Here is a 19,254-nt window from a genome sequence, read left to right as displayed (position 1 = left end):
CCGCCTCACCCCCTTCCGGTGTGCTATGCCCTATCCCCGGTTGCCACTATCAGGTCTGTCATGGTCTCCGCTCTCCATTCCCCCCTGCGCCTTCACGGTCTTGCCGGCGCCGTCATCGCTGCCGCCTGTACGGCGCTGACCTTCGCTGCGCCCGCAGACGCGCGGCGGCAAATGGCCGATTGCGCCGACACCGAGCTCGACGGCGAGATATTCATCTGCCGCGACACGCCGGATCCCGCCTGGGTGCGCGAGGCGGCGTCACGGATGGGTGACCGGCTGCTGCTCGCCGACAGCAATGGCGACCGGTTCCTGTTGCTGGCCCGCTCGGACGCCGAAGAACTGCGCAGCTGCTGCTCGATCCAGCAGCCGATGGTGCGCATGGAGGACGGCCTGTTCGCATCCCAGTTCCGCATGCGCCATCTGGATGAGGCGCATCTGTGGTTCATTCCCCGCGGCCAGGGCGGGAATGAACATGTGCTGGTCTTTGAAGGCGCGCAGGCGCGCCCCCGGCCAGAGCAGCGCGAAACGGCCGGAATTTTTGAAGACCTGACGCTGGACAGCGCCGCCCATGGCGAGACGCGCCGGCTCATCCTCTACTGGCCGCCGCAATTCGACCGCGATGAGCCCTTCGCCCTGCTCACCCTGATGGACGGGGGCAGCATCCGTCACGATGCACGCTTTCTCGAACCGCCGATGGAGGCAGGCCATCTGCCCCAAATCGTGATGCTGGGCGTGCCGTCCGGGGCGGAATCCATCGTGCCGGAACCCGATTACGGGTTTGATGTGCGCGCGGCGGACAATCTGCCCGGCCTTCATGAAAGAGAGGAGCGCTTCAGTGAGGCCGGCGACCGCTTCAGCGCGCACCTGAGCTTTGTCGCCGATGAGGCCATCCCCCTTGTTGAGGCGCGCCTGGAGGGCCGTGAACCGGTCCAGCGCATCCTCGCAGGCTTTTCGAATGGCGCAGTCTTCGCCCATGAAGCGGCCCTGTTGCGGCCTGACGCCTTCACCGGCGCTATCGTCATGTCGCGCGGCATGCCCTCGCGTTCCGAGCCCGGTGAGGACGCGCGCCATGTGCGCTTCATGCTGAGCGCCGGCCTGTATGAGCTTGGCTTCCGCGTTACCACACGCGAAGCGGCGCAAACCCTGCGCGCGGCCGGGTTTGAAGTGCGCTACACCGACTACCCCGACGGCCACAGCCGCCGGCAAACCGAATATGCGCTGGTCGACGGGCTGATGGCGATGCTGACTGAGGATGCGGACGGAGCTCAGGCGCCCTGACCCACGCGCCTTGCCCGCCGGGCAACCTGCCCCCCAGCGCTACGGGTCAGGTGCGAAGCCGAGCACGAAATCGATGACTTTCGCCTCAGGCATTTCGCACGGCTTCAACTGTGCGCCGCGCGCGGTGGTGTATAGATTGAAGCTGACATGATCGCCCCCGGCCAGGCGCTCGGCGTAGAGCTTGCGCACCGGCTCGCCAAGGCCGCCGGTCACGGTCGCGGCCCAGCGGGTCCCGGCATACTCGCCCTGCGTCCAGCCTAGCGGCAGAGCGTCAAAAGCAGCCAGGAAGGCATGCATATCGGGCGTGCTCATCGGTTTCCTCGCTGGCGCATGCCGCGACCGTTGAGCGGCAGGTCAATGGCGGTAAGGGTGACGCTTTGCGCCCCCCTAACCCCCCGCCTTCGGCGCCGCGGCGCGCACCTGCTCATCCACATGCGACGCGAACTTCTCGAAATTCGCCACGAACATGTCGGCGAGCTTGCGGGCCTGGGCGTCGTAGTCGGACGGGTTCGCCCAGGTCTGGCGCGGGTCGAGGAGTTTGGGATCGACGCCGGCGACTTGCGTCGGCACCGCAAAGCCGAACACCGGATCAATGCGCATCTGCGCTTCGGCCAGCGAACCGTCGAGCGCGGCGTTCAGCAGCGCGCGCGTCACCTTGATGGGCATGCGCTGCCCCGCCCCGTAGGGCCCGCCCGTCCAGCCGGTATTGACCAGCCAGCAGTTGGCGCCGTGCTGCGCGATCAGGGTTTTCAGAAGCGCGCCATATTCAGCCGGGTGGCGCGGCATGAAGGGCGCGCCAAAGCAGGTGGAGAAAGTGGCGCTGGGCTCGGTGACGCCCTTTTCCGTGCCGGCCACCTTGGCCGTGTAGCCCGACAGGAAGTGGTACATCGCCATGGACGGCGTCAGCCGGGCGATGGGCGGCATCACGCCGAACGCATCGCAGGTCAGCATGACGATATTGCCCGGATGGCCGCAAACATTCTTGTCGCAGGCATTGGGGATGTAGTGCAGCGGGTAGGCCCCGCGCGAGTTTTCCGCCAGCGCATCGTCGTCAAGATCAAGCTCGCGCGTGACCGGGTCCATCACCACGTTTTCCAGCACCGTGCCCCACATGCGGGTGGTGGCGTGGATTTGCGGCTCGGCCTCGGCCGACAGGCGGATCATCTTGGCGTAGCAACCGCCTTCGAAATTGAACAGGCCGTCAGGCGACCAGCCATGCTCGTCATCGCCGATGAGGGTGCGTTTGGGGTCAGCCGACAGCGTGGTCTTGCCCGTGCCCGACAGGCCGAAGAACACGGCCGCATCCCCCGCCTCGCCCACATTGACCGAGCAATGCATCGGCATGATGCGCTTTTCGGGCAGGAGATAGTTGAGGATGGTGAAGACCGCCTTCTTGGTCTCGCCAGCATAGGACGTGCCCGCGATCACCACCAGGCGCTGGGCGAAATTGACCGCGATGACGGTCTCAGAGCGCACGCCATGACGTTCGGGATCGGCCTTGAAGCTCGGCAGATTGACGATGGTGAAGCCGGGCTCGAAGCGTGAGAGATCGCTGGGCGCCGGACGGCGCAAGAGGTGGCGGATAAACAGGCCGTGCCAGGCCAGCTCGGTGACCACGCGTACGGGAAGCCGGTGGGCCGGATCGGCGCCGCCATGCAGCTCCTGCACGAACAGCTCGCGCCCGGCCATGTGGGCGCGCACGTCAGACCAGAGCGCGTCGAAATGCGCCGGCTCCATGGCGACGTTGAAGTCCCACCAGACGGTGTCTTCGGTGGTCGCATCGCGCACAGTGAACTTGTCGCGCGCTGAGCGACCCGTGTGCTGGCCGGTGGCAACCACCAGCGCTCCGCCTTTGGCGACGCGGCCTTCACCGCGTCGCACGGCCTCTTCGTAGAGCGCCTCTTCGGTCCAGTTATAATGCAGGATCGCATCGGTCACGCCGAGATCGCGCAGATCCCGGCTCGATATCTGGCCGTCAGCCATGGTGTCCCCCCATATCGGGATGTGTGTTGTTTGGCCGCCCATCTGGCGAAGCGGTCCTTGAAAAGGGTTCTACCCCCCTGCGCGCCGGAAATCACCCCTCCTCGCGCCAGATACCGCCCGGCATTTGCACACCGCCCCGGCTGGGCTAGCGTGGTCAATGGCAAAGCTTGAGGAGAGCCGATCATGATGCTGGCAGGGATGATGGCGGTCGGGGCGCTGGCACTGACGGCGGGCGCAGCGCAGGAGAGTGACATGCTGGACGTGGCCGCAGCGGACCGGTTTGCTCAGCTGGCGCTCGATTGTGTGCACCGCGAATACCCCAACAAGATCGCCCATGTGATGGTCTCCGACGAAGACGCGCTTCCGCCGCGCGATCTCACGCCGATTTTCTATGGCTGCTTTGACTGGCATTCGGCGGTTCATGGCCACTGGCTGCTGACGCGTCTGACGCGCCAGTTCCCAGACGCGCCCTTTGCCGCAGACGCCCGCGCGGCGCTGGCGCAAAGCTTCACGGCGGAGAATCTGGCAGGAGAGCTGGCATATTTCGAAGGAGAAGGCCGGGCCTCGTTCGAACGGCCCTATGGGCTGGCCTGGTTCCTCCAGCTCACGGCCGAGCTGCGCGCCTGGGACGACCCGCAGGCGGGCCAATGGGCTGAAATTCTGACGCCGCTGGAGGATGTGATTGAGGACCGCTTCCTCACCTGGCTGCCCAATCTGGTCTATCCGGTGCGCTCCGGCACCCATAACCAGACCGCCTTCGGCTTTGCGCTGACGCTGGACTGGGCGCGCCAGGCCGGGCGGACTGAGCTTGCCGATCTGATCACCGCCAAATCGCTCGCCTTTCATCTCGAAGACCGTGCCTGCCCGCTGCATTACGAGCCGTCGGGGACCGATTTCCTGTCGCCCTGCCTGATGACCGCCGACCTGATGCGCCGTGTGATCCCGGCGGCGGACTATCCTGCCTGGCTGTCGGCCTATCTGCCAGGGATTCCCGAGGATGGCTCGGCGGACTGGCTGGCGCCGGGCATCGTGCTGGACCCCACTGATGGCCATCTGGTGCATCTGGACGGGGTCAATCTGTCGCGCGCCTGGAATCTGCAAGGCATCGCCGCCAGCCTGCCCGAAGACGATCCGCGCATCGCATCCCTGAACGCCGCTGAGGCGGTGCATACGCAGGCCGGCGTCGCGTCCGTGTCCGAAGAGCATTACGAAGGCAGCCACTGGCTGGCGAGCTTTGCAGTGTATCTCGGCAGCGACAAGGCGCGGGAAGCGGTGACGCCGTGACGCCTCACAGGCCGGTGCGTGCCTGGATCGCTGCCGTGACGCGGGCGTGGAGGTCGTACGGGTCGAGGCCTGCGTCCAGCGCCGCCTGATCGCCCGCGCCCGAAATCACCTCATCGCGCAAATCCTGCCAGACCTTGAGCAGGAAGCCGCCATGATCATCCGGCGCCCAGTCATGGCGCGTCTGCGGCGAGGCGAGGCTTTCCAGCAGGGTCTTGTCTGACGGATCTGGCTTTGAGGCCGGGTTCCCCGGATGGGTGGCGAAATGGGCTTCGATACTGGTGAGTGCGCCGGCCCGGTCCGCGCCCCAGCGCTCCAGCCTTACGCCCGGCTCCAGCGCGAGCAGTCGGTCAAGATGCGCGCTCAACGGATCGCGGTCCATCGCCCCGATCAGGGTCGGGACCGCCACACGCTCCGGTCCGTCTTCGCCCACCGCCTTGAACGCGGCGCGATAGGGGGCGGGATAGTGCTCATGGGCCGTCAGCCAGTCGCGCAGGCGGCGCAGGCGCGTCTCCATGGGCGTGGGGGGCAGCGCCATCCGCGCCTCGGGCCGCGTGTCATACCAGGGAAAGAAGACCAGCTGCGCCTCCAGCCTTGCCCAAATCTGCGCAAGGTGCGAGCCATTCCACACCGGCGGGTACACCACGCAATACCGCGCCAGCAGATCTTCCCGCTCCTGCGCCGTCCAGACGGCATAGCCATCCAGCGCCAGCGCGGAGACGCGCTCCGGCGCCAGCAGCGCCGCCGCCATCGCCGTGCCCGCCCCCGTATGGAAGCCGTAAAGCCCGGCGCGCGCCACGCCCATTACGTCCATGAACGCCAGAAGCTGGCGCGCATAGTCCTCCCGGTCAGGATCAGGCTGATCCAGTGGCGCGGACAGGCCATTGCCCGGCGTGTCCAGCGCAATGACGCAGAACCGCCCGGCCAGTGCACGCGCCGCCTCATGCACCGCGCTGGCGCTTTCCGGCGAGCCGTGGAGGAGGATCGCCGCCGGCGCGCCCGGCGACCCGGCGCGCCGGTAGTGCACCGCGCGGCCATGCACGATCACTGCGCCGCGCCGGCCCCATGCGTGGGATTGCCCGCTCATAGTGCGATCAGCGCCTTGCCGCGATTTCGCCCCGCCATCAGGCGTTCGAACACCGCAGGCGCTTCAGCGAGGCCGTCGGCAATATCCTCGGCGATGACAAGCCGGCCGGCGTCGGCCAGGGGCTGGCACTCGGCCAGGAAGTCCGCCCAGCGGTCATAGAAATCATACACCACCAGCCCGTGCAGGCTGGCCCGCTTGCCGATGATCAGGCCGAAGGGAATGCCCGGCGCAGGCGAGTCGCTCTGGTAATGGGCCGCCAGCCCGCACAGCACCGCGCGGCCATAGGGTTTCATGTGCGTAAGGGCGAGGGTCAGCAGCTCGCTGGACACATTTTCAAAATGCACGCTGATCCCGCCGCCTGCGGCCTCGGCCAGCGCGTCGCGCCAACCGTCGGCGCGATAATCTGTGCAGGCGTCAAAGCCGTACATCCCGCGCACCAGCGCGCACTTGTCCGGCCCGCCCGCGATCCCGATCACGCGCGCCGCGCCGCGCGCCCGGGCGATCTGGCCGACAGCGCCGCCCACGGCCCCGGCAGCGGCGTCCACCAGCACTACATCGCCTTGCGTCACTTTGGCCAGCTGCGTCATCCCCGCCCAGGCCGTCAGCCCCGGCATGCCGAGGGCGGAGAGGAAGACCGACGGCGACATAGCGCCCGGCGCGATCACCCTGACTTCACCTTCCAGCGCCGGGGCGTATTCGCGCCAGCCCGCGCCCACCAGATGCACCATCGAACCCTCTTCGATAGCGCAGCGGCTCTGCACCACAACGCCCACGCCATGGCCGGGGATCGCCTCACGCATGGGCTCGGGCGCCGCCTCGCCCATATGCCGCCCGCGCAGGCGCGCGCCCACATACGGGTCCATGGACACATGGCTCGCCCGCACCAGCACCCCGCCTTCGGGGCAGTCTGGCCGCGCCGTCTCGACAATCGCGAAATCCTCCGCCCGCGGGGATTGCTCAAGCGGCGCGCGAAGCACGCCTTGTTGCATGGTGGAGATCATGGAGGCTGGGTCCCGGGCCGCTTGCGCTGATTTGTCCGGACTATGTATCGCGGATGGGACGCGCTGCGCCAAGGTTTTGCGTCATCGGGGCGAGAATTGGACCGGTTTGCTGACACCAAGCGCCTGCGGGGAGGAAATGGACGCGAGCCCCCTGCCCTCAGGCTGCGCCTTCGCTGGTGCGCGCGATGTGTTCGCCGGCGGTCTGGGCGGCGCGGATGCGCTGGTGGACTTCCAGCGGCTCGACATTGGTGGCTGCACCGGCAGAGCCCGCCAGCACGGGCAGGCGCACGGTGACGGTCGTCCCCTCGCCCGCCTGGCTTTCAATCGTCATGGATCCGCCATGCAGCTCGGCCAGCTGGCGCACCAGCACCAGGCCGAGCCCGGAGCTGCGCTCGGCGGAATCGCGGCCCGACTGGCTCTGCGCGTAGGGCTGGCCCAGGCGCGCGATTTCGTCCTCGCTGATGCCGACCCCGCTATCGCCCACGGCCATGACCAGATCGGGACCTTCGGCGCAGGCCATCAGGACGACGGCGCCGCCTTCGGGCGTGAACTTCACGGCGTTGGACAGAAGATTGAGCAGAATCTGGCGCAGCGCCTTGCGATCCGCGTTCACCTGAATCGGCGCATCGCCGGCATCGACGTAGAGCGTGACGCCCTGTTCGGTGGCGCGCAGGCGCATCATCTTCGCGCAGATATCGGCGATGTCGCGCACGTCGAACTCATCCAGCGACAGCTCGTAGCGATCAGCTTCGATCTTGGACATGTCCAGCACGTCGCCAATCAGTTCGAGCAGGTGACGCCCGCTCTCATGGATCAGATCGCCATATTCGGCGTAGCGCGCGGGCAGCGGGCCGAACAGGCGCTGCTTCATCACGTCGGAGAAACCGATAATGGCGTTGAGCGGCGTGCGCAGCTCATGGCTCACCGCGGCGAGGAATTCCGATTTCGCCCGGCTGGCGGCGATGGCGGCGTCGCGCTCAGCGACCAGGCGGCGCTCGGCCTCGGCATCAACCCCGGCGGTTTCGGCCAAGCTCAGCACATAACCCGCCGGCGTCGCCACGGCGCGCGCTGTCAGCGCACTTTCGCGCCCGCGCGGTCCACGCACGGTGAAAGTGAAGCGGCCGCCATCCGCGCCGCCGCCCGACCGGGCCGAGGCGAGTCCGGCGCGCAGGGCGGCCTGTTGATCTTCATCAAAACCCAGTCCGTCAGCGGGCAGTCCTGTCACGTCACGCGGCACGCCCGGGGCGACCCGGCGCAGGGCGCGAGACGACGCTGTGATCACGCCGTCGGGGCTGAGCGCGAGCAAGGGTGACGGCGCATGGGTGAAGCCGTCCGCCGCGGGGCGGATCTCATCAAGCTCGCGCCGGGCGGCATTGAGCCGCGCCGCCAGACGCGCGCGTGCCGCAAAACCGGTCAGGGCAAAGAACGCCGCCAGCGCAACCACGCCTGCCAGCACGCCTGTGGGCGTCGCAAGGACTGGGTCTGGCCCCAGCAGGCTGAAGCACGCCGCCAGAATGAACGCGCAGGCCGACAAAACAGCGCTCAGGCGCGCCGCGCGCGCGCCGCCGGCCGCCGCCAGCGCCATGGGGCCGGCCAGATACACCAGGGCCGCAGGCGAGAGCGCGCTGGCGAACATCACCGATGCGGCCAGGCCCGGCAGGCACCAGGCCAGCGCCAGCACCAGGCGCGCGCCGTCGCGTGAATCAGCTCGGGCGGCGCTGAAGAACAATCCGATGAGGCCTGGCGCGCCCGCAGCCAGCACCAGCGCGAAAGCCTGAGGCGATAATGGAGCCAGACTCAGCGCGGTCACCGCGCACACCGCCAGCCATGCGCCGTGCATGACAGGCCCGGCGGCGCGGTCCAGCCACGCGGTCAGACGAGGGTCAGGCATCGGGGTCGTGGGCATGATGGCGGGGCCGACTCACATGAGGGTCACCGGAACGACCGCACGCTGCGCCGGGCGCGTTAACAATTATTGAATCGGCATTAATCCGCAGGCCTGCCCTTGGCGTCGAAACTGATCGCGGTCATTATGAAACTTGGCATCTTCGCCCCCAGCCCGACAACAGGTTCCGCCATGAAGACCGCCTGGATCGCCGCCGCCCTCGCCGCCGCTTTCACCCATGCCGCTCTCGCGGACGAACCCGCTGATTCGCCGGCGCAGGCCGAGCAACCGGCCGCCGCGTCGGACGGCCCGGTGCTGGCGCAAGGTCCTGAGCTTGGCCCGCTGACCGAAACGGCCGAGGTGTACGCCGCGTTCCATCTGGATGTGAGCCGGGCGGGCCGGCGCGAATTGCGCTCCGGCGCCGATCTCGACGTGGTTATGGATTCGCTGGCCTCCTATTATCAGGGCGACCGGCTGGTGGACGCCCAGATCGCCTACGCCGCCCTGGTGGCCGCCCAGAACCCCGAGTTCGTCGATGCCGTGCGCGCCGTGGCTGACTATTACGGCTTCGAGACTGCGCGCGCGGCGCTGCTGCACGATCCGATTTTCGTCACTGGCTTTGCGGGCGCGGATCTGGCCCAGCAGAATGTCATCGGCGCCATTGAGGAAGACGTCACCCATATGCGCCAGGTGGGCGAGCGCTACCGCCAGGCCGCCTACTCGCTACAGCGCGAAAGCTGGGCCTCGCGCCGCGAGCGCGACCGGCGAGAGCGCAACGAGGCCCTCAACACCGCTCATATGCGCCTGCAGACCAGCTTCCGCCGCGCCGATCCGGATCCGGCGGCGGACGCCGACTCAGAGACCGCCATGCGCCTGACCCGCGACGGCCGCATGGGATCGGCCGTGTCGCTGTTCGCCGAACGCCCGGCCAATCTTCCCGACCTGCCCGAACTGTCGGTCGCGGTGGGCGAGCAGCAGATGACGCCGGACGAGCGTCGCGTCGGCCGTTACCTGGCCGTGGCCGCCCTGCAGTCAATCGAGACCGGCGACATGGGCATGCTAGATACGCTGCTGGACGATCCGGCGGTGGAGCGGTGCATCGAGTGGTCGCGCCTGATGCTTCAGCAATGCATCGCCGCAGGCAGCTTCCGCTATGAGGACAGCTATTGCATCGCAGCCCACGCTTTGAATGACGTGGCCCAATGCCTGACCACCGCCCAGCGCGAGCGGCGCAATCTCGACCATATCACCGTCTCGAACTGACACACATTACGGCGATGGGTTAACGCGCGATTCACCCTGTCTGTTCAGCCTTAACACACCATTTACCTTTCGGCCCGGTTTGACTGGCGAGTCCGGCCCTGGATGCGCTAGCCTCATTCTTGCTCGGGATGGGCAGTGTGTGAGAGGCAAACATGGTCTTCATGTTGAGAGCTGCATTCTGGATCGCTGTGGTGGCTGCATTTGCGCCCGCCGGCTTCAGCGCGCCTGAAAACGGCGCCTTCGCACGCGAGGCCCATGCCATTCTCTCCGGCCCGGCCCGAGAGGCGGCGATGGCCGCCGCCGGGACGGGTGAGGCGCTCGAATCCGGGTTCTGCGCCGACCACAGCGATCTGTGCGCTGTCGGCCGTTCGCTGGCCGGCTATGCCAGCTTTGTCACCGACGCCGCCGCGGCCCGCGCCCGCGCTTCCTTTGAAGAACGAGCCGGTGCTGACGCCGATGCGCGCCGCGTTGAAGAAGCATTCGCCCGCGCCGCCGGCGACCCTCACGGCTGACCGGTCACGCCCGGCGGGCGCTCACCGGCATCGCTACGCCTGCGATCTCACATCCGCGCCAGCGTCGGCCTCGCCAGGTTTGGTCAGCGCATCGGCGAAGGCGTGGTTGGTGTCGCGGTGACGCGCTTCATCGTCGCGCACCTGGATCACCACATCGCGCAGGCGCGCATCCGCAGGCATTTTCCAGTAGTCACGCGCAATCGCCGGTGCGGCCACATTTTCGATCTGGCCGTCATCGATGGCGGTGAGGTATTGCGTATAGCTCACCACAGCCTCTTCCTCGAGATAGGCCACAAAGCGGTGCGCGGTGCGCGGCGCAAACAGGTAGAGGAAGAAATAAGCATTATAGAAGATCGCCTGAGCAATCATGATCAGCGCGCGTTCCAGCATGCTCGGCTTGGCGATATGGATGAACGTCATGAGATGCATGCGCTCGTTTTCCGCTTCATCGAGCAGCTCTCGAATCCAGCCCTGATCTTCGCAAATATGACGCAGGCATTTCAGGTGCTGCAAAAGCCCGCCCACCATGCCCGGCACAGCGGCCACGGTTTCCAGCACCACCGCCCGGTGGCTGTAACGCTTGCGGAAGAACAGATCGGCGAACACGCGCATGACGCGCACCATCACCAGGGCGATGCGGTCACGCACGCCCTCCGGGGTGCGCCGGGTGATCGGACTGTCTTCGGACCGGGCGGTCATGATGTATCGCTCCAAAAGGTTTAAGGTGGATTGCGGGGTTTCTTGCTGACGCAGGTAAGTCCTGCTCCAGACAGGTGCAAGACATCTTGCGAAAGTGTCGCATCCGGGCTGCGGCGATATCGTGGAGGTGGCGTGTAAAGCGGCGTCTGGCTAATGACTTGAACCCGTGCGTCACATCGCCTCGATTTAGAGGGTGACGCTGACCGTTTCTGTCAGCCCGATCAGCCGCGCCTCCAGCTTGTCGAGCAGCGTGCCGAGCTGGGCGCGCTCTTCGTCCGAGAAGCCCTCCAGCAGCGCGGCTTCATAGTGAAGGGCCAGCGGGGCAATTTCGAGATAAATCGCCTGTCCATCCGGGGTCAGCGTGACATCGCTGGCGCGCCTGTCGGCCGGGCTCTGCGTGCGCTTGACTAGGCGGCGCGCGTCCAGTGCGCGGATGGCGCGGCTGACCGTCACCTTGTCCATGGCGGTCGCTTCGCACACCGCCTGGGCGGTCAGCGGGGCGCCCTCGCCCAGCACCGCGATGACCCGCCATTCCCAGATGGTCAGCCCGAACCGGGCCTGATAGGCGCGGGCGATCAGGCCCGACGCCTTGTTCGAGACCACCGAGAGCCGGTAGGGCAGATAGTCGCGAAGGCGCATGGTTGCGCCTTCGCGGCGTATTCGGGACGGCGTGTCGTCCATAGGTCTAGCTGGCCGCGGCGGTCTTGATCACGCCGCGCCGGATCTGATCAAGCTCGATGGATTCAAACAGGGCTTTGAAATTGCCCTCGCCGAAGCCCTCATTGCCCTTGCGCTGGATGATCTCGAAGAAGATCGGGCCGATATTCGTGGTGGTGAAGATCTGCAACAGCAGCCCGTCGCCCTTCTCCGGGTCGCCATCCACCAGGATATTGTTGGCTTTCAGCCGCGCGAGGTCCTCGCCATGACCCGGCACGCGTTCGTCCACCAGCTCGTAATAGGTCTGGGGCGTGGACTGGAACTCCAGTCCCGCGGCGCGCAGCTTTTCCACCGTGGCGTAGATATCCGGCGTGGTCAGGGCGATGTGCTGAATGCCTTCGCCGTTGTATTCGCGCAGGTATTCGGAGATTTGCGACTGATCGTCAGAGCTTTCGTTGAGCGGGATGCGCAGCTTGCCGCACGCTCCCGTCATCGCCCGCGACAGCAGGCCGGTGTGCTGGCCCTTGATGTCGAAATAGCGAATTTCACGGAAGTTGAAGACGCGCTCATAAAAGCCGGCCCAGGTGTTCATATTGCCGTTGAGCACGTTGTGGGTCAGGTGATCGAGCGTTTCGAGATTGACGCCTTTGGTGTCGCCCGCGCCCGGCAGGGGCTCGAACGCCTCGTCATAGATCGTGCTCTCGCCGTAACGATCGACCAGATACAGCACCGAACCGCCAATGCCGCGCAGGGCCGGCGCCAGGCTGTCATCGGCCCACACGCCCTCGCCATAGGGCTCGGCGCCGCGCGCGATGGCCTCGCCATAGGCCTTGCGCACGTCTTTCACGCGGAACGCCATGGCGTTGGCGCTGGGGCCGTGGGCGGCGCGGAAATCGGCCGCCTGGCCGGTCGCTTCGCGATTGACCAGGAAAGTGATGTCGCCCTGGGCCCAGCGTGTGATGTCGCGGGTCTTGTGTTTGGCCACGGCGGTGAAGCCCAGCGTGGTGAAGAGCGCCTCCAGCTTTTCTGGCTGCGGGCTGGTGAACTCGACGAACTCGAAACCATCGGTTCCCAGCGGGTTCTCGAACAGATCGGCCATGGCGGGGCTCCTTCATTATCTGTGGGGGACGCCGCACGGGGGCTTGATATCGGCCCGCCGGCGCGTGCATCGTTCTTCGGACAGAATAGTATCATTTGCAACTAATTTCACCCCCGCACGCGCAGGAGCGCCCGTCATGAAGCTCGTTCTCCACGGCTATTTCCGCTCCGGCACCACCTATCGCGTGCGTCTGGCGCTGAACTGGAAAGGGCTGAAGTACGAGACTGTGCCGGTCAATCTGGTCGATGGCGGCCAGCGCGCGGCCGACTATCTGGCGCGCAACCCCCAAGGCCTGGTCCCCGCGCTGGAGGCGGACGGGCGCATCCTCACCCAGAGCCCGGCGATCATCGAATGGATCGAGGAGACCTGGCCCGAGCGCCCGCTCCTGCCTGCCGATCCGCATGAGCGGGCGCGGGTGCGCGCCTTCGCGGCAGCCATTGGCTGCGACATCCACCCGATCCAGAATCTGCGGGTGATGAAAAAGCTGCGCGCAGACCATGGCGCGGATCAGGACGGGGCCACCGCCTGGGCGCGCCACTGGATCGAGACCGGGTTCACGGCCCTGGAAGCGCTGGCCGCTGACGCAGGTGGGCAAGGCGGGTTCATCTTCGGCAGCGGGCCGTCGCTGGCGGAAATCTATCTGTTGCCGCAAATGTTCAATGCGCGCCGTTTCGGCGTAGAATTGTCGCCCTTCCCGCGCCTCGTCGCCGCCGACGTCGCCGCACGCGCCCTGCCCGAGCTGGCCGCTGCCGACCCGGCGCTTCAGCCCGATGCTGTCTGAGCCGGGCTGCTAACGCGCCAGCCAGTCCCCGCTCGGGATGGCCCGCGCACCGGTGAGCGGACAGACCCAGACATACACCCAGGCCTCCAGCCCCTCAGGCTGCGCCAGTGTGAGCCGGCGGCGCTCATAGCGGGTGCGCGACTTGTCGCCCGGCCAGTAATCCTCAAACGCATCCAGGCGCGGCATCACCAGCGCATTACGCACGGCGAACAACTCGCCGCGCACCTGGCCCGGCCCGCCGACAAGGCCGGGATAATCGCCCAGATCATAGAGCAGGCCGGGGATCCGGCACGGCCCGCGCGCCTCGAACGCGCCGGCGAGGCCAAAGCGGGCAAACCCGCTCTGGCCGGCCCGCAGCAGGCCATAGACCGCGATCAGATCGCCGTCACGCACCGACTGGCTCACGCCGCGGCGCGCTCCTTCAGGATCGGATGCAGCTTGCCATAGGTCAGCGCCCGCCAAAGCCACTCGAACGGTCCGTAGCGGAACACCTGCAGCCACAGGACAGAGACGATGAGCTGCACCACCCAGACGGCGAGGACGAGCTGGACCTGCTGGACGCGCTCGATCTCGCCCCACAAGGCGGCACCGAACACACCCGTCGATAGCGTGACCATAATGAAGGTCTGGGTGAGGTAATTGGTGAAACCCATGCGTCCCGCCGCTGCGAAGGGCGCCCGCACAAGCTTCAGCCAGGGCGCCTTGCAGATCAGCATCACCAGGGCGGCGTAGCCGAAGGCGACCGCAAGGCTCACGAAGGCGTTCACCGACATGTGCATCCAGTGAGTCTCGGCCGGAAAGCCCGCGGCCGCAACCGGCGCCGCGACATACCACAGGGCGGGCAAGCCGGCGCCCAGGCACACCAGAGCGATCCCGCCATAGACAGGCGCGGCCCAGCGCGCGAGCAGGAAGCCGGACTTGTACAGCGCCATACCGATAAGCATCATGCCCAGAATGCGCGGGCCAAAAAATGTCACCTGGCTGATCAGCCCGACAGCATTACCGATCGCGTTGACGATCCGGCTGTCAAGGAACCCGCCCTGATACGCCTGGCTGAACATGGCGAACGTGTCTGCGTCAGGAACGACCCCAAAGGGGCTTGGCTCAAGGCCGCCCGGCAAGGCTGACATCGACCAGTAATTTCCAACCATTAGCAGCGTGCCCACCAGCACCAGAAGCCCGCCCCATAACAGGAGCTTGGTCACGCTCATCTTGCGGAAAAGGACGGCGATCATGCCGAAGACCGCATAGGGGGTAAGGATGTCGCCAAACCAGAACACAAAGCCATGGATGAGGCCGATCACCAGCAGCCAGCGCATTCGCGAGAAATGGATTTTGCGCGAGGCGTCCGGGCTGTCGCCCACCATCAGCATGATTCCCGCCCCGAACATCGCCGAGAACAGGGTCACAAATTTCAATTCGAAAAACACATGGGAGACGAGCCAAGCCGTCGCGTTCGCGCCGGTTACATCCATGTGGGCGGGCGGATAGGGATAGGCACCAAAATACATCATGAACGCCTGAACATTCACCATCAATATCCCCAGCACGGCGATGCCGCGCAGAACATCCAGGCTTTCAAACCGGTCTTTCGCCGCCACCGGCGCGGTGTGTGCGTTCATGATGGTGTCCCCTTGCCCTGACCGCCTGCTGCATCGAGACCGCAACCGGCCTGACCCGTTTCACGCAGGCACGCTGGCGATTTAGCGGCGCCCCTGCAAGATTTTAGTGAGTTCAAGCGCACTTTCTTACCAAGAATTCACGGCGACTTCAGAGTGTTTGCGCTTGTCAGGCGAGCGACCCTGAGCGCATAACCGTTACGACGAAAGGCTGGCGGTCCATGTCATTGCTCATCGAGCTTCTCCATATCCTCGCAGCGGCGCTGCTGGCCATTCTGGGAATTGGCTATGAGCGCGACCGAGAGGATTGCCCGCCAATCCGCTTCGAGCCTGCCGCCCATGTCAGCGCACAGCCCGAGACCGCCCGCCCGCTGGTCGAACTGAGCTATTCACAGACCGCGTCGGGCGCGGTGTGGAGCGAGGTGTCGCGCGATTGCGAGCAGACGCGCGCAGCCCTGACGCTTCCGGTGCTTTAACTCCCCGCTCTCAGCGCCTAAAACAGTGCTGCACTCATCTGACCGTACAGGGACGATGAGCGCGCGTGTGGGCGCGCATCCGCGCACGGCTTTGAAAAAACGGGGCGTCATGGCCGCCAGGGACGCGAAAACCGAACCGACCGCTGCGAACATCAGCGACGCGGCGAGCCTGCCCGGCGGCGGGGTGCTGGATACAGTGCGCACGCGCCGCGACGTGACGGCGCCCCCCTCGGTGGAGCCCGAACTCGCAGCGCCAGCGCGCGGCGGCGGCTGGATCGCCTTCCTGGGACTGGCCTTCGGCCTTTTATGGGCAGGCGGCGCCAGCGCGTATCTCGCAGGATACACAGACCTCGCCAGCCTGACCGCCGCACAGCTGGCCGGCCTGTCGGTCTTCGCCGTGGCGCCCGCGCTGTTGTTCATTCTGGCGGGCTTGCTCGGCCGTGAAGTCGCCCGCTCCGGCGCGCGCGCCCGCCGGCTGGACCTGGCGGTGGCGCGCCTGGCTGCGCCCCTGACCCATGCCGAAACCGATACCGCGCGCCTGGCCGACGCCATCGCGGTTCAGATCGACCGGGTCAATTCCACCATGGAAAGCGCGCTCGCGCGCCTGGCCGCCATGGAAGAAGTGATCACCCACCACGCCGACAGCCTGGAAGACAGTTCGGGCAAGGCGCGCGAACGCGCCGAAGCGCTGGTGCGCTCGCTGCGCGCGGAGCGTGAGAAGCTGTCAGACGTGTCGGAAAGCCTGGACGACAAGGCCGCACTCATCGCCGCCGCCATCCAGGACCAGTCCAAAATGGTCGCCGCCGCCGCCGAGCTCGCCGATTCGCGCGCCGCCGAGAGCGAAAAGCGCATACGGTCGGGCGCCGACCGCCTCAAATCGGCTGGCGACAGCGTGGAGGACGCGAGCAACCGGGTCACCCTGTCGCTGGATGCGCGCTCCACCGAGCTGCGGGACTTCGCCGACGTGCTGCGTGCGCGCAGCGAGGGGCTGGAGGCGGCCTATCTCAAGCATCGCGACCGGCTGGGCGAAGCCAGCGACGCGCTGCGCAAGGAGCAGGAAAAGATCGCCGCCTCGCTCGATTTCCACAAGGCCGAGCTGGAAACCATGACCCGCACCGCCCGCGGCGGCGCCGACACGCTCAAAGCCGCCGCCGAGAAGTCCGGCCAGGTCTTCCAGACCGCCGTGGAAGCCGCCCTCAAGCGCGCTGAATCGCTGGGCGAGCTGGTTCGCAAGGAGAGCGCGGACGCCGCCAAGGCTCAGGAAAAGGCCATGGACCGTTTGCGCGCGGTGGCTGAAGCCGCCCGTGAAGCTGCCGAAAGCGCCGGATCCAGCCTGGAAGCGCAGGCCGGGGCCGCCGAGGCCGCACTGGAGCGCGTCAGCGAAGCCGGGTTCGAGGCGGCGCGCCGCTCCGACGACGCCTTCCAGGCCCGTCTGCAGGAAGCGGAAACCCTCACCGAACGCGCGGCCAAAGCCGCCGAGTCCGCCTCAGAAGCCGTGCGCCGCCAGCTGGCTGATACGCTGGATGCGTCCAAGCGCGAGACCGAGCGCGTCGAATCCGAGCTGGCTGATCTGCGCCGCAAGCTGGAAGCCGCGCCCGGCGCCGCCCGCGAAAGCGCGCAGGCCATTGAGCGCATCCTGTCTGAAGGGCTGGAGCGCCTGACCAGCACAGCGGCTGAAGCCAGCGACCAGGCGCGCGAGATCGACGCCCAGTTCCAGGCCCGAATCCGGCAGAACTACGAGCTGTTGTCCGACTTCATCCTGCGCATGGGATCTGTGGCCGGCGGGCGCAAGCCGCTCGATCTGCCCGCCAATGAAGTCCCCGACCCGCTCAGCGCCCGGCGCACCGGTGAGAGCCGCGCGCGCACCGCGACGCCGCGTCCCGCCCGCGACAAGACGGATGACGATGCGCAAACTGAGCGCGCGCCGCGCGGCGACAAGTCCGATGACCTCGCAGACGAGGCGTCCCCCGGGACTGACCCCTCAGGCGACGACGCCGTGTCGTCCCGGCCTTCGGCGGCGGGACGCGACCCGGGCTGGCGCTGGCGCGATCTCCTGGCGAACATGGACCCCAAAGACGAAACCGACCCTGAGCCGGACCCCGAGCCGGCGCCGCGCTCGCGCAAACGGTGATCCCGGCTCGCTGGCTTGTGACTGGCCGCGCCGGCCTTGCGGGATAGATTGAGCGTCAGGCATCCAAGATAAGGATTTGCGTCATGACGCTGACCACCCGCCGTGTGTTTCTGGGCGCCGCGCTCGCAATCGCTGCCGCCGGCCCGGCGCTGGCGCGTACCCGCTTTGACGAGAGCGATCTGTTCGCCCATCCGGGCATCGTGCCCTGGGGCGAGGAGGCCGAAGATTTCTCCGCCCTCACCGAGGACGACTGGCGCGCTCGCCTGACGCCCGACCAGTTCCGCATCCTGCGCCAGGAAGGCACCGAGCGCGCCGGCTCCAGCCCGCTGGACGACGAGACGCGCGAGGGAATTTTCGTGTGCGCCGGCTGCGCCCTGCCCTTGTTTTCGTCGCGTACGAAGTATGACAGCCGCACTGGCTGGCCCAGCTTCTGGGCGCCGCTCGAAAACGCGGTCAACACCAAGCCGGACCGCCGCCTGTGGACCCCGCGCACCGAATATCACTGCGCCCGCTGCGGCGGCCATCAGGGCCATGTCTTCGACGACGGCCCCCGCCCCACAGGCCAGCGCTGGTGCAATAATGGCCTGGCGCTGAACTTTGTGGCGCGGCCGCAGGGGGCTTAAAGCTCGATCACTTCCACCAGCAGGCCGTCCGGGCCGCGCAGCGTGCCGGAGCGTTTGCCGTTATAGGGCGCGCCCTTGCGCACTTTGGGCGGGCTGACCCAGTCGCCTTTGATTGAGTCGAACTCGGGGTGGAGGAAGCTGCCCACGCAGCAGCCGGGAACCAGCATGCCCTCATGCCGGGGACGCTCCGTCGCGGCGGGCGGGTATTGATCGAGTTCCAGAAACACGTCGCGGCCATGAACGCCGGTGGAGATGGTGTGCAACTCGGTCTTCGGCGTCCCGAAGGCGTCGGCGAGCATATGGTATTCGATCTCCATCACCCGGCCGGTCTCGAATCCCAGCGTCTCGTCAAACCATTTCAGGCCGGCGTGCATATCCGAGCAACCGACCACCAGAATGAACAGGCGGTCGATGGGCGCGGTGGCGCGCGGCAGATCATAGGCCGGCAGATCATCGCGGATCTGGGTGAGATACACGATCTCCCCGTCCGGGCCTTTCATCTGCATGGGATAGATGGCCGGCAGACCCTCGATCTCGCGCGGCGGGCCGATCACCTCGAACGGCGAGGGCTTGATGCGCTCATGGGCCGCGAGCACATCCTGAACGCAGATCTCGATGGAGTTCCAGCCATAGGTCCTCAGCGGCTTGTATTCCGGCACCGGCGCCTGCTGCACCAGGCGCAGATAAATCTCCGCGCCCGAGGCCGGCGCCATGACCAGGCATGGCGCGTCAGCTGACGCGGGCGCGTCGTAGGCCTCCGCCAGGTCCGCGCCCAGCACCCCGCGCGACACTGTGGTGTAGTCAAGATAATCGCGATAGCGCGCCTCGGCGGCGTCCAGATCGGCGACTGTCAGTGTGGCGGCGCGCAGGAGCTTCATC

The 19,254-nt window shown here is 66.8% G+C and carries 19 protein-coding genes; 8 read left to right on the top strand and 11 right to left on the bottom strand.

Annotated elements, in window-relative coordinates:
* The first annotated feature begins 60 nt into the window (after nucleotides 1–60).
* The gene (locus L2D01_05235; GenBank protein ID WBQ11186.1) at nucleotides 61–1,278 is read left to right on the top strand and encodes a hypothetical protein; all 1,218 of its coding nucleotides are present in this window, start codon (nucleotides 61–63) and stop codon (nucleotides 1,276–1,278) included.
* Nucleotides 1,279–1,317: 39 nt separating this feature from the next.
* Here L2D01_05235 and L2D01_05230 read toward each other — a convergent pair whose 3' ends face one another.
* On the bottom strand, nucleotides 1,318–1,590 hold the full coding sequence (locus tag L2D01_05230) for a hypothetical protein (GenBank protein WBQ11185.1): 273 nt from the start codon (nucleotides 1,588–1,590) through the stop codon (nucleotides 1,318–1,320).
* Between the two features lie 75 nt (nucleotides 1,591–1,665).
* On the bottom strand, nucleotides 1,666–3,261 hold the full coding sequence (locus L2D01_05225; protein WBQ11184.1) for a phosphoenolpyruvate carboxykinase: 1,596 nt from the start codon (nucleotides 3,259–3,261) through the stop codon (nucleotides 1,666–1,668).
* A 183-nt stretch (nucleotides 3,262–3,444) separates the two neighbouring features.
* Between L2D01_05225 and L2D01_05220 the strand changes: the two genes are divergently transcribed.
* A complete protein-coding gene (locus L2D01_05220) occupies nucleotides 3,445–4,545 on the top strand; it encodes a DUF2891 domain-containing protein (GenBank protein ID WBQ11183.1) in 1,101 nt (366 codons plus the stop codon).
* 4 nt (nucleotides 4,546–4,549) lie between these two features.
* Here the strand turns inward: L2D01_05220 and L2D01_05215 are convergent, their stop codons facing one another.
* The 3 genes from L2D01_05215 to L2D01_05205 all read right to left on the bottom strand — a co-directional run bounded on the left by L2D01_05215 (nucleotide 4,550) and on the right by L2D01_05205 (nucleotide 8,536).
* Nucleotides 4,550–5,629 (bottom strand): alpha/beta hydrolase, encoded by a 1,080-nt coding sequence (locus tag L2D01_05215; protein WBQ11182.1) that lies wholly within the window; start codon nucleotides 5,627–5,629, stop codon nucleotides 4,550–4,552.
* The gene (locus L2D01_05210) at nucleotides 5,626–6,630 is read right to left on the bottom strand and encodes an NADP-dependent oxidoreductase (GenBank protein WBQ11181.1); all 1,005 of its coding nucleotides are present in this window, start codon (nucleotides 6,628–6,630) and stop codon (nucleotides 5,626–5,628) included. The genes L2D01_05215 and L2D01_05210 overlap by 4 nt, the downstream gene beginning before the upstream one ends.
* Nucleotides 6,631–6,787: 157 nt before the next feature.
* Complete coding sequence (locus L2D01_05205) at nucleotides 6,788–8,536, bottom strand: HAMP domain-containing histidine kinase (protein WBQ11180.1); 1,749 nt, start codon at nucleotides 8,534–8,536, stop codon at nucleotides 6,788–6,790.
* Nucleotides 8,537–8,707: 171 nt separating this feature from the next.
* On the opposite strand from L2D01_05205, the gene L2D01_05200 reads away from it, so the two are divergent.
* Together L2D01_05200 and L2D01_05195 are read left to right on the top strand one after the other, a co-directional pair.
* Entirely contained in the window at nucleotides 8,708–9,778 is a 1,071-nt protein-coding gene (locus L2D01_05200; GenBank protein WBQ11179.1) for a hypothetical protein, read from the top strand.
* A gap of 152 nt (nucleotides 9,779–9,930) precedes the next feature.
* Nucleotides 9,931–10,290 carry a hypothetical protein gene (locus L2D01_05195; GenBank protein ID WBQ11178.1) on the top strand — a complete coding sequence of 120 codons (360 nt, stop codon included), beginning with the start codon at nucleotides 9,931–9,933 and terminating at the stop codon, nucleotides 10,288–10,290.
* Between the two features lie 33 nt (nucleotides 10,291–10,323).
* Here L2D01_05195 and L2D01_05190 read toward each other — a convergent pair whose 3' ends face one another.
* The 3 genes from L2D01_05190 to hppD all read right to left on the bottom strand — a co-directional run bounded on the left by L2D01_05190 (nucleotide 10,324) and on the right by hppD (nucleotide 12,745).
* Nucleotides 10,324–10,989: an alternative oxidase gene (locus L2D01_05190; protein ID WBQ11177.1), complete on the bottom strand. Its 666-nt coding sequence runs from the start codon at nucleotides 10,987–10,989 to the stop codon at nucleotides 10,324–10,326.
* Between the two features lie 186 nt (nucleotides 10,990–11,175).
* Nucleotides 11,176–11,628, bottom strand: coding sequence for a MarR family winged helix-turn-helix transcriptional regulator (locus L2D01_05185; protein WBQ11176.1), 453 nt, complete (start codon nucleotides 11,626–11,628; stop codon nucleotides 11,176–11,178).
* Between the two features lie 46 nt (nucleotides 11,629–11,674).
* Nucleotides 11,675–12,745: a 4-hydroxyphenylpyruvate dioxygenase gene (gene hppD, locus L2D01_05180; GenBank protein ID WBQ11175.1), complete on the bottom strand. Its 1,071-nt coding sequence runs from the start codon at nucleotides 12,743–12,745 to the stop codon at nucleotides 11,675–11,677.
* A 136-nt stretch (nucleotides 12,746–12,881) separates the two neighbouring features.
* On the opposite strand from hppD, the gene maiA reads away from it, so the two are divergent.
* Nucleotides 12,882–13,526 carry a maleylacetoacetate isomerase gene (gene maiA / locus L2D01_05175; GenBank protein ID WBQ11174.1) on the top strand — a complete coding sequence of 215 codons (645 nt, stop codon included), beginning with the start codon at nucleotides 12,882–12,884 and terminating at the stop codon, nucleotides 13,524–13,526.
* Between the two features lie 9 nt (nucleotides 13,527–13,535).
* Here maiA and L2D01_05170 read toward each other — a convergent pair whose 3' ends face one another.
* Nucleotides 13,536–13,931 (bottom strand): gamma-glutamylcyclotransferase, encoded by a 396-nt coding sequence (locus L2D01_05170; GenBank protein ID WBQ11173.1) that lies wholly within the window; start codon nucleotides 13,929–13,931, stop codon nucleotides 13,536–13,538.
* The gene (locus L2D01_05165) at nucleotides 13,928–15,148 is read right to left on the bottom strand and encodes a DUF418 domain-containing protein (GenBank protein WBQ11172.1); all 1,221 of its coding nucleotides are present in this window, start codon (nucleotides 15,146–15,148) and stop codon (nucleotides 13,928–13,930) included. Before L2D01_05165 ends, L2D01_05170 begins: the two co-directional genes overlap by 4 nt.
* A gap of 218 nt (nucleotides 15,149–15,366) precedes the next feature.
* On the opposite strand from L2D01_05165, the gene L2D01_05160 reads away from it, so the two are divergent.
* The 3 genes from L2D01_05160 to msrB all read left to right on the top strand — a co-directional run bounded on the left by L2D01_05160 (nucleotide 15,367) and on the right by msrB (nucleotide 18,375).
* On the top strand, nucleotides 15,367–15,621 hold the full coding sequence (locus L2D01_05160; protein ID WBQ11171.1) for a hypothetical protein: 255 nt from the start codon (nucleotides 15,367–15,369) through the stop codon (nucleotides 15,619–15,621).
* 109 nt (nucleotides 15,622–15,730) lie between these two features.
* Nucleotides 15,731–17,752 (top strand): hypothetical protein, encoded by a 2,022-nt coding sequence (locus L2D01_05155; GenBank protein ID WBQ11170.1) that lies wholly within the window; start codon nucleotides 15,731–15,733, stop codon nucleotides 17,750–17,752.
* Between the two features lie 83 nt (nucleotides 17,753–17,835).
* Nucleotides 17,836–18,375, top strand: coding sequence for a peptide-methionine (R)-S-oxide reductase MsrB (gene msrB / locus L2D01_05150; GenBank protein WBQ11169.1), 540 nt, complete (start codon nucleotides 17,836–17,838; stop codon nucleotides 18,373–18,375).
* Here the strand turns inward: msrB and L2D01_05145 are convergent.
* Nucleotides 18,372–19,253, bottom strand: a complete 882-nt coding sequence (locus L2D01_05145) for a hypothetical protein (protein WBQ11168.1) — start codon at nucleotides 19,251–19,253, stop codon at nucleotides 18,372–18,374. The two genes, msrB and L2D01_05145, sit on opposite strands and share 4 nt — an antisense overlap.
* Between the last annotated feature and the right edge of the window lies 1 nt (nucleotide 19,254).

The sequence above is a fragment of the Hyphomonadaceae bacterium ML37 genome (assembly GCA_027627685.1).
Taxonomy (GTDB): Bacteria; Pseudomonadota; Alphaproteobacteria; order Caulobacterales; family Maricaulaceae; genus Oceanicaulis.
Note: the sequence above shows the minus strand (reverse complement) of the source record. Positions and strands in the feature narration are given on the sequence as shown.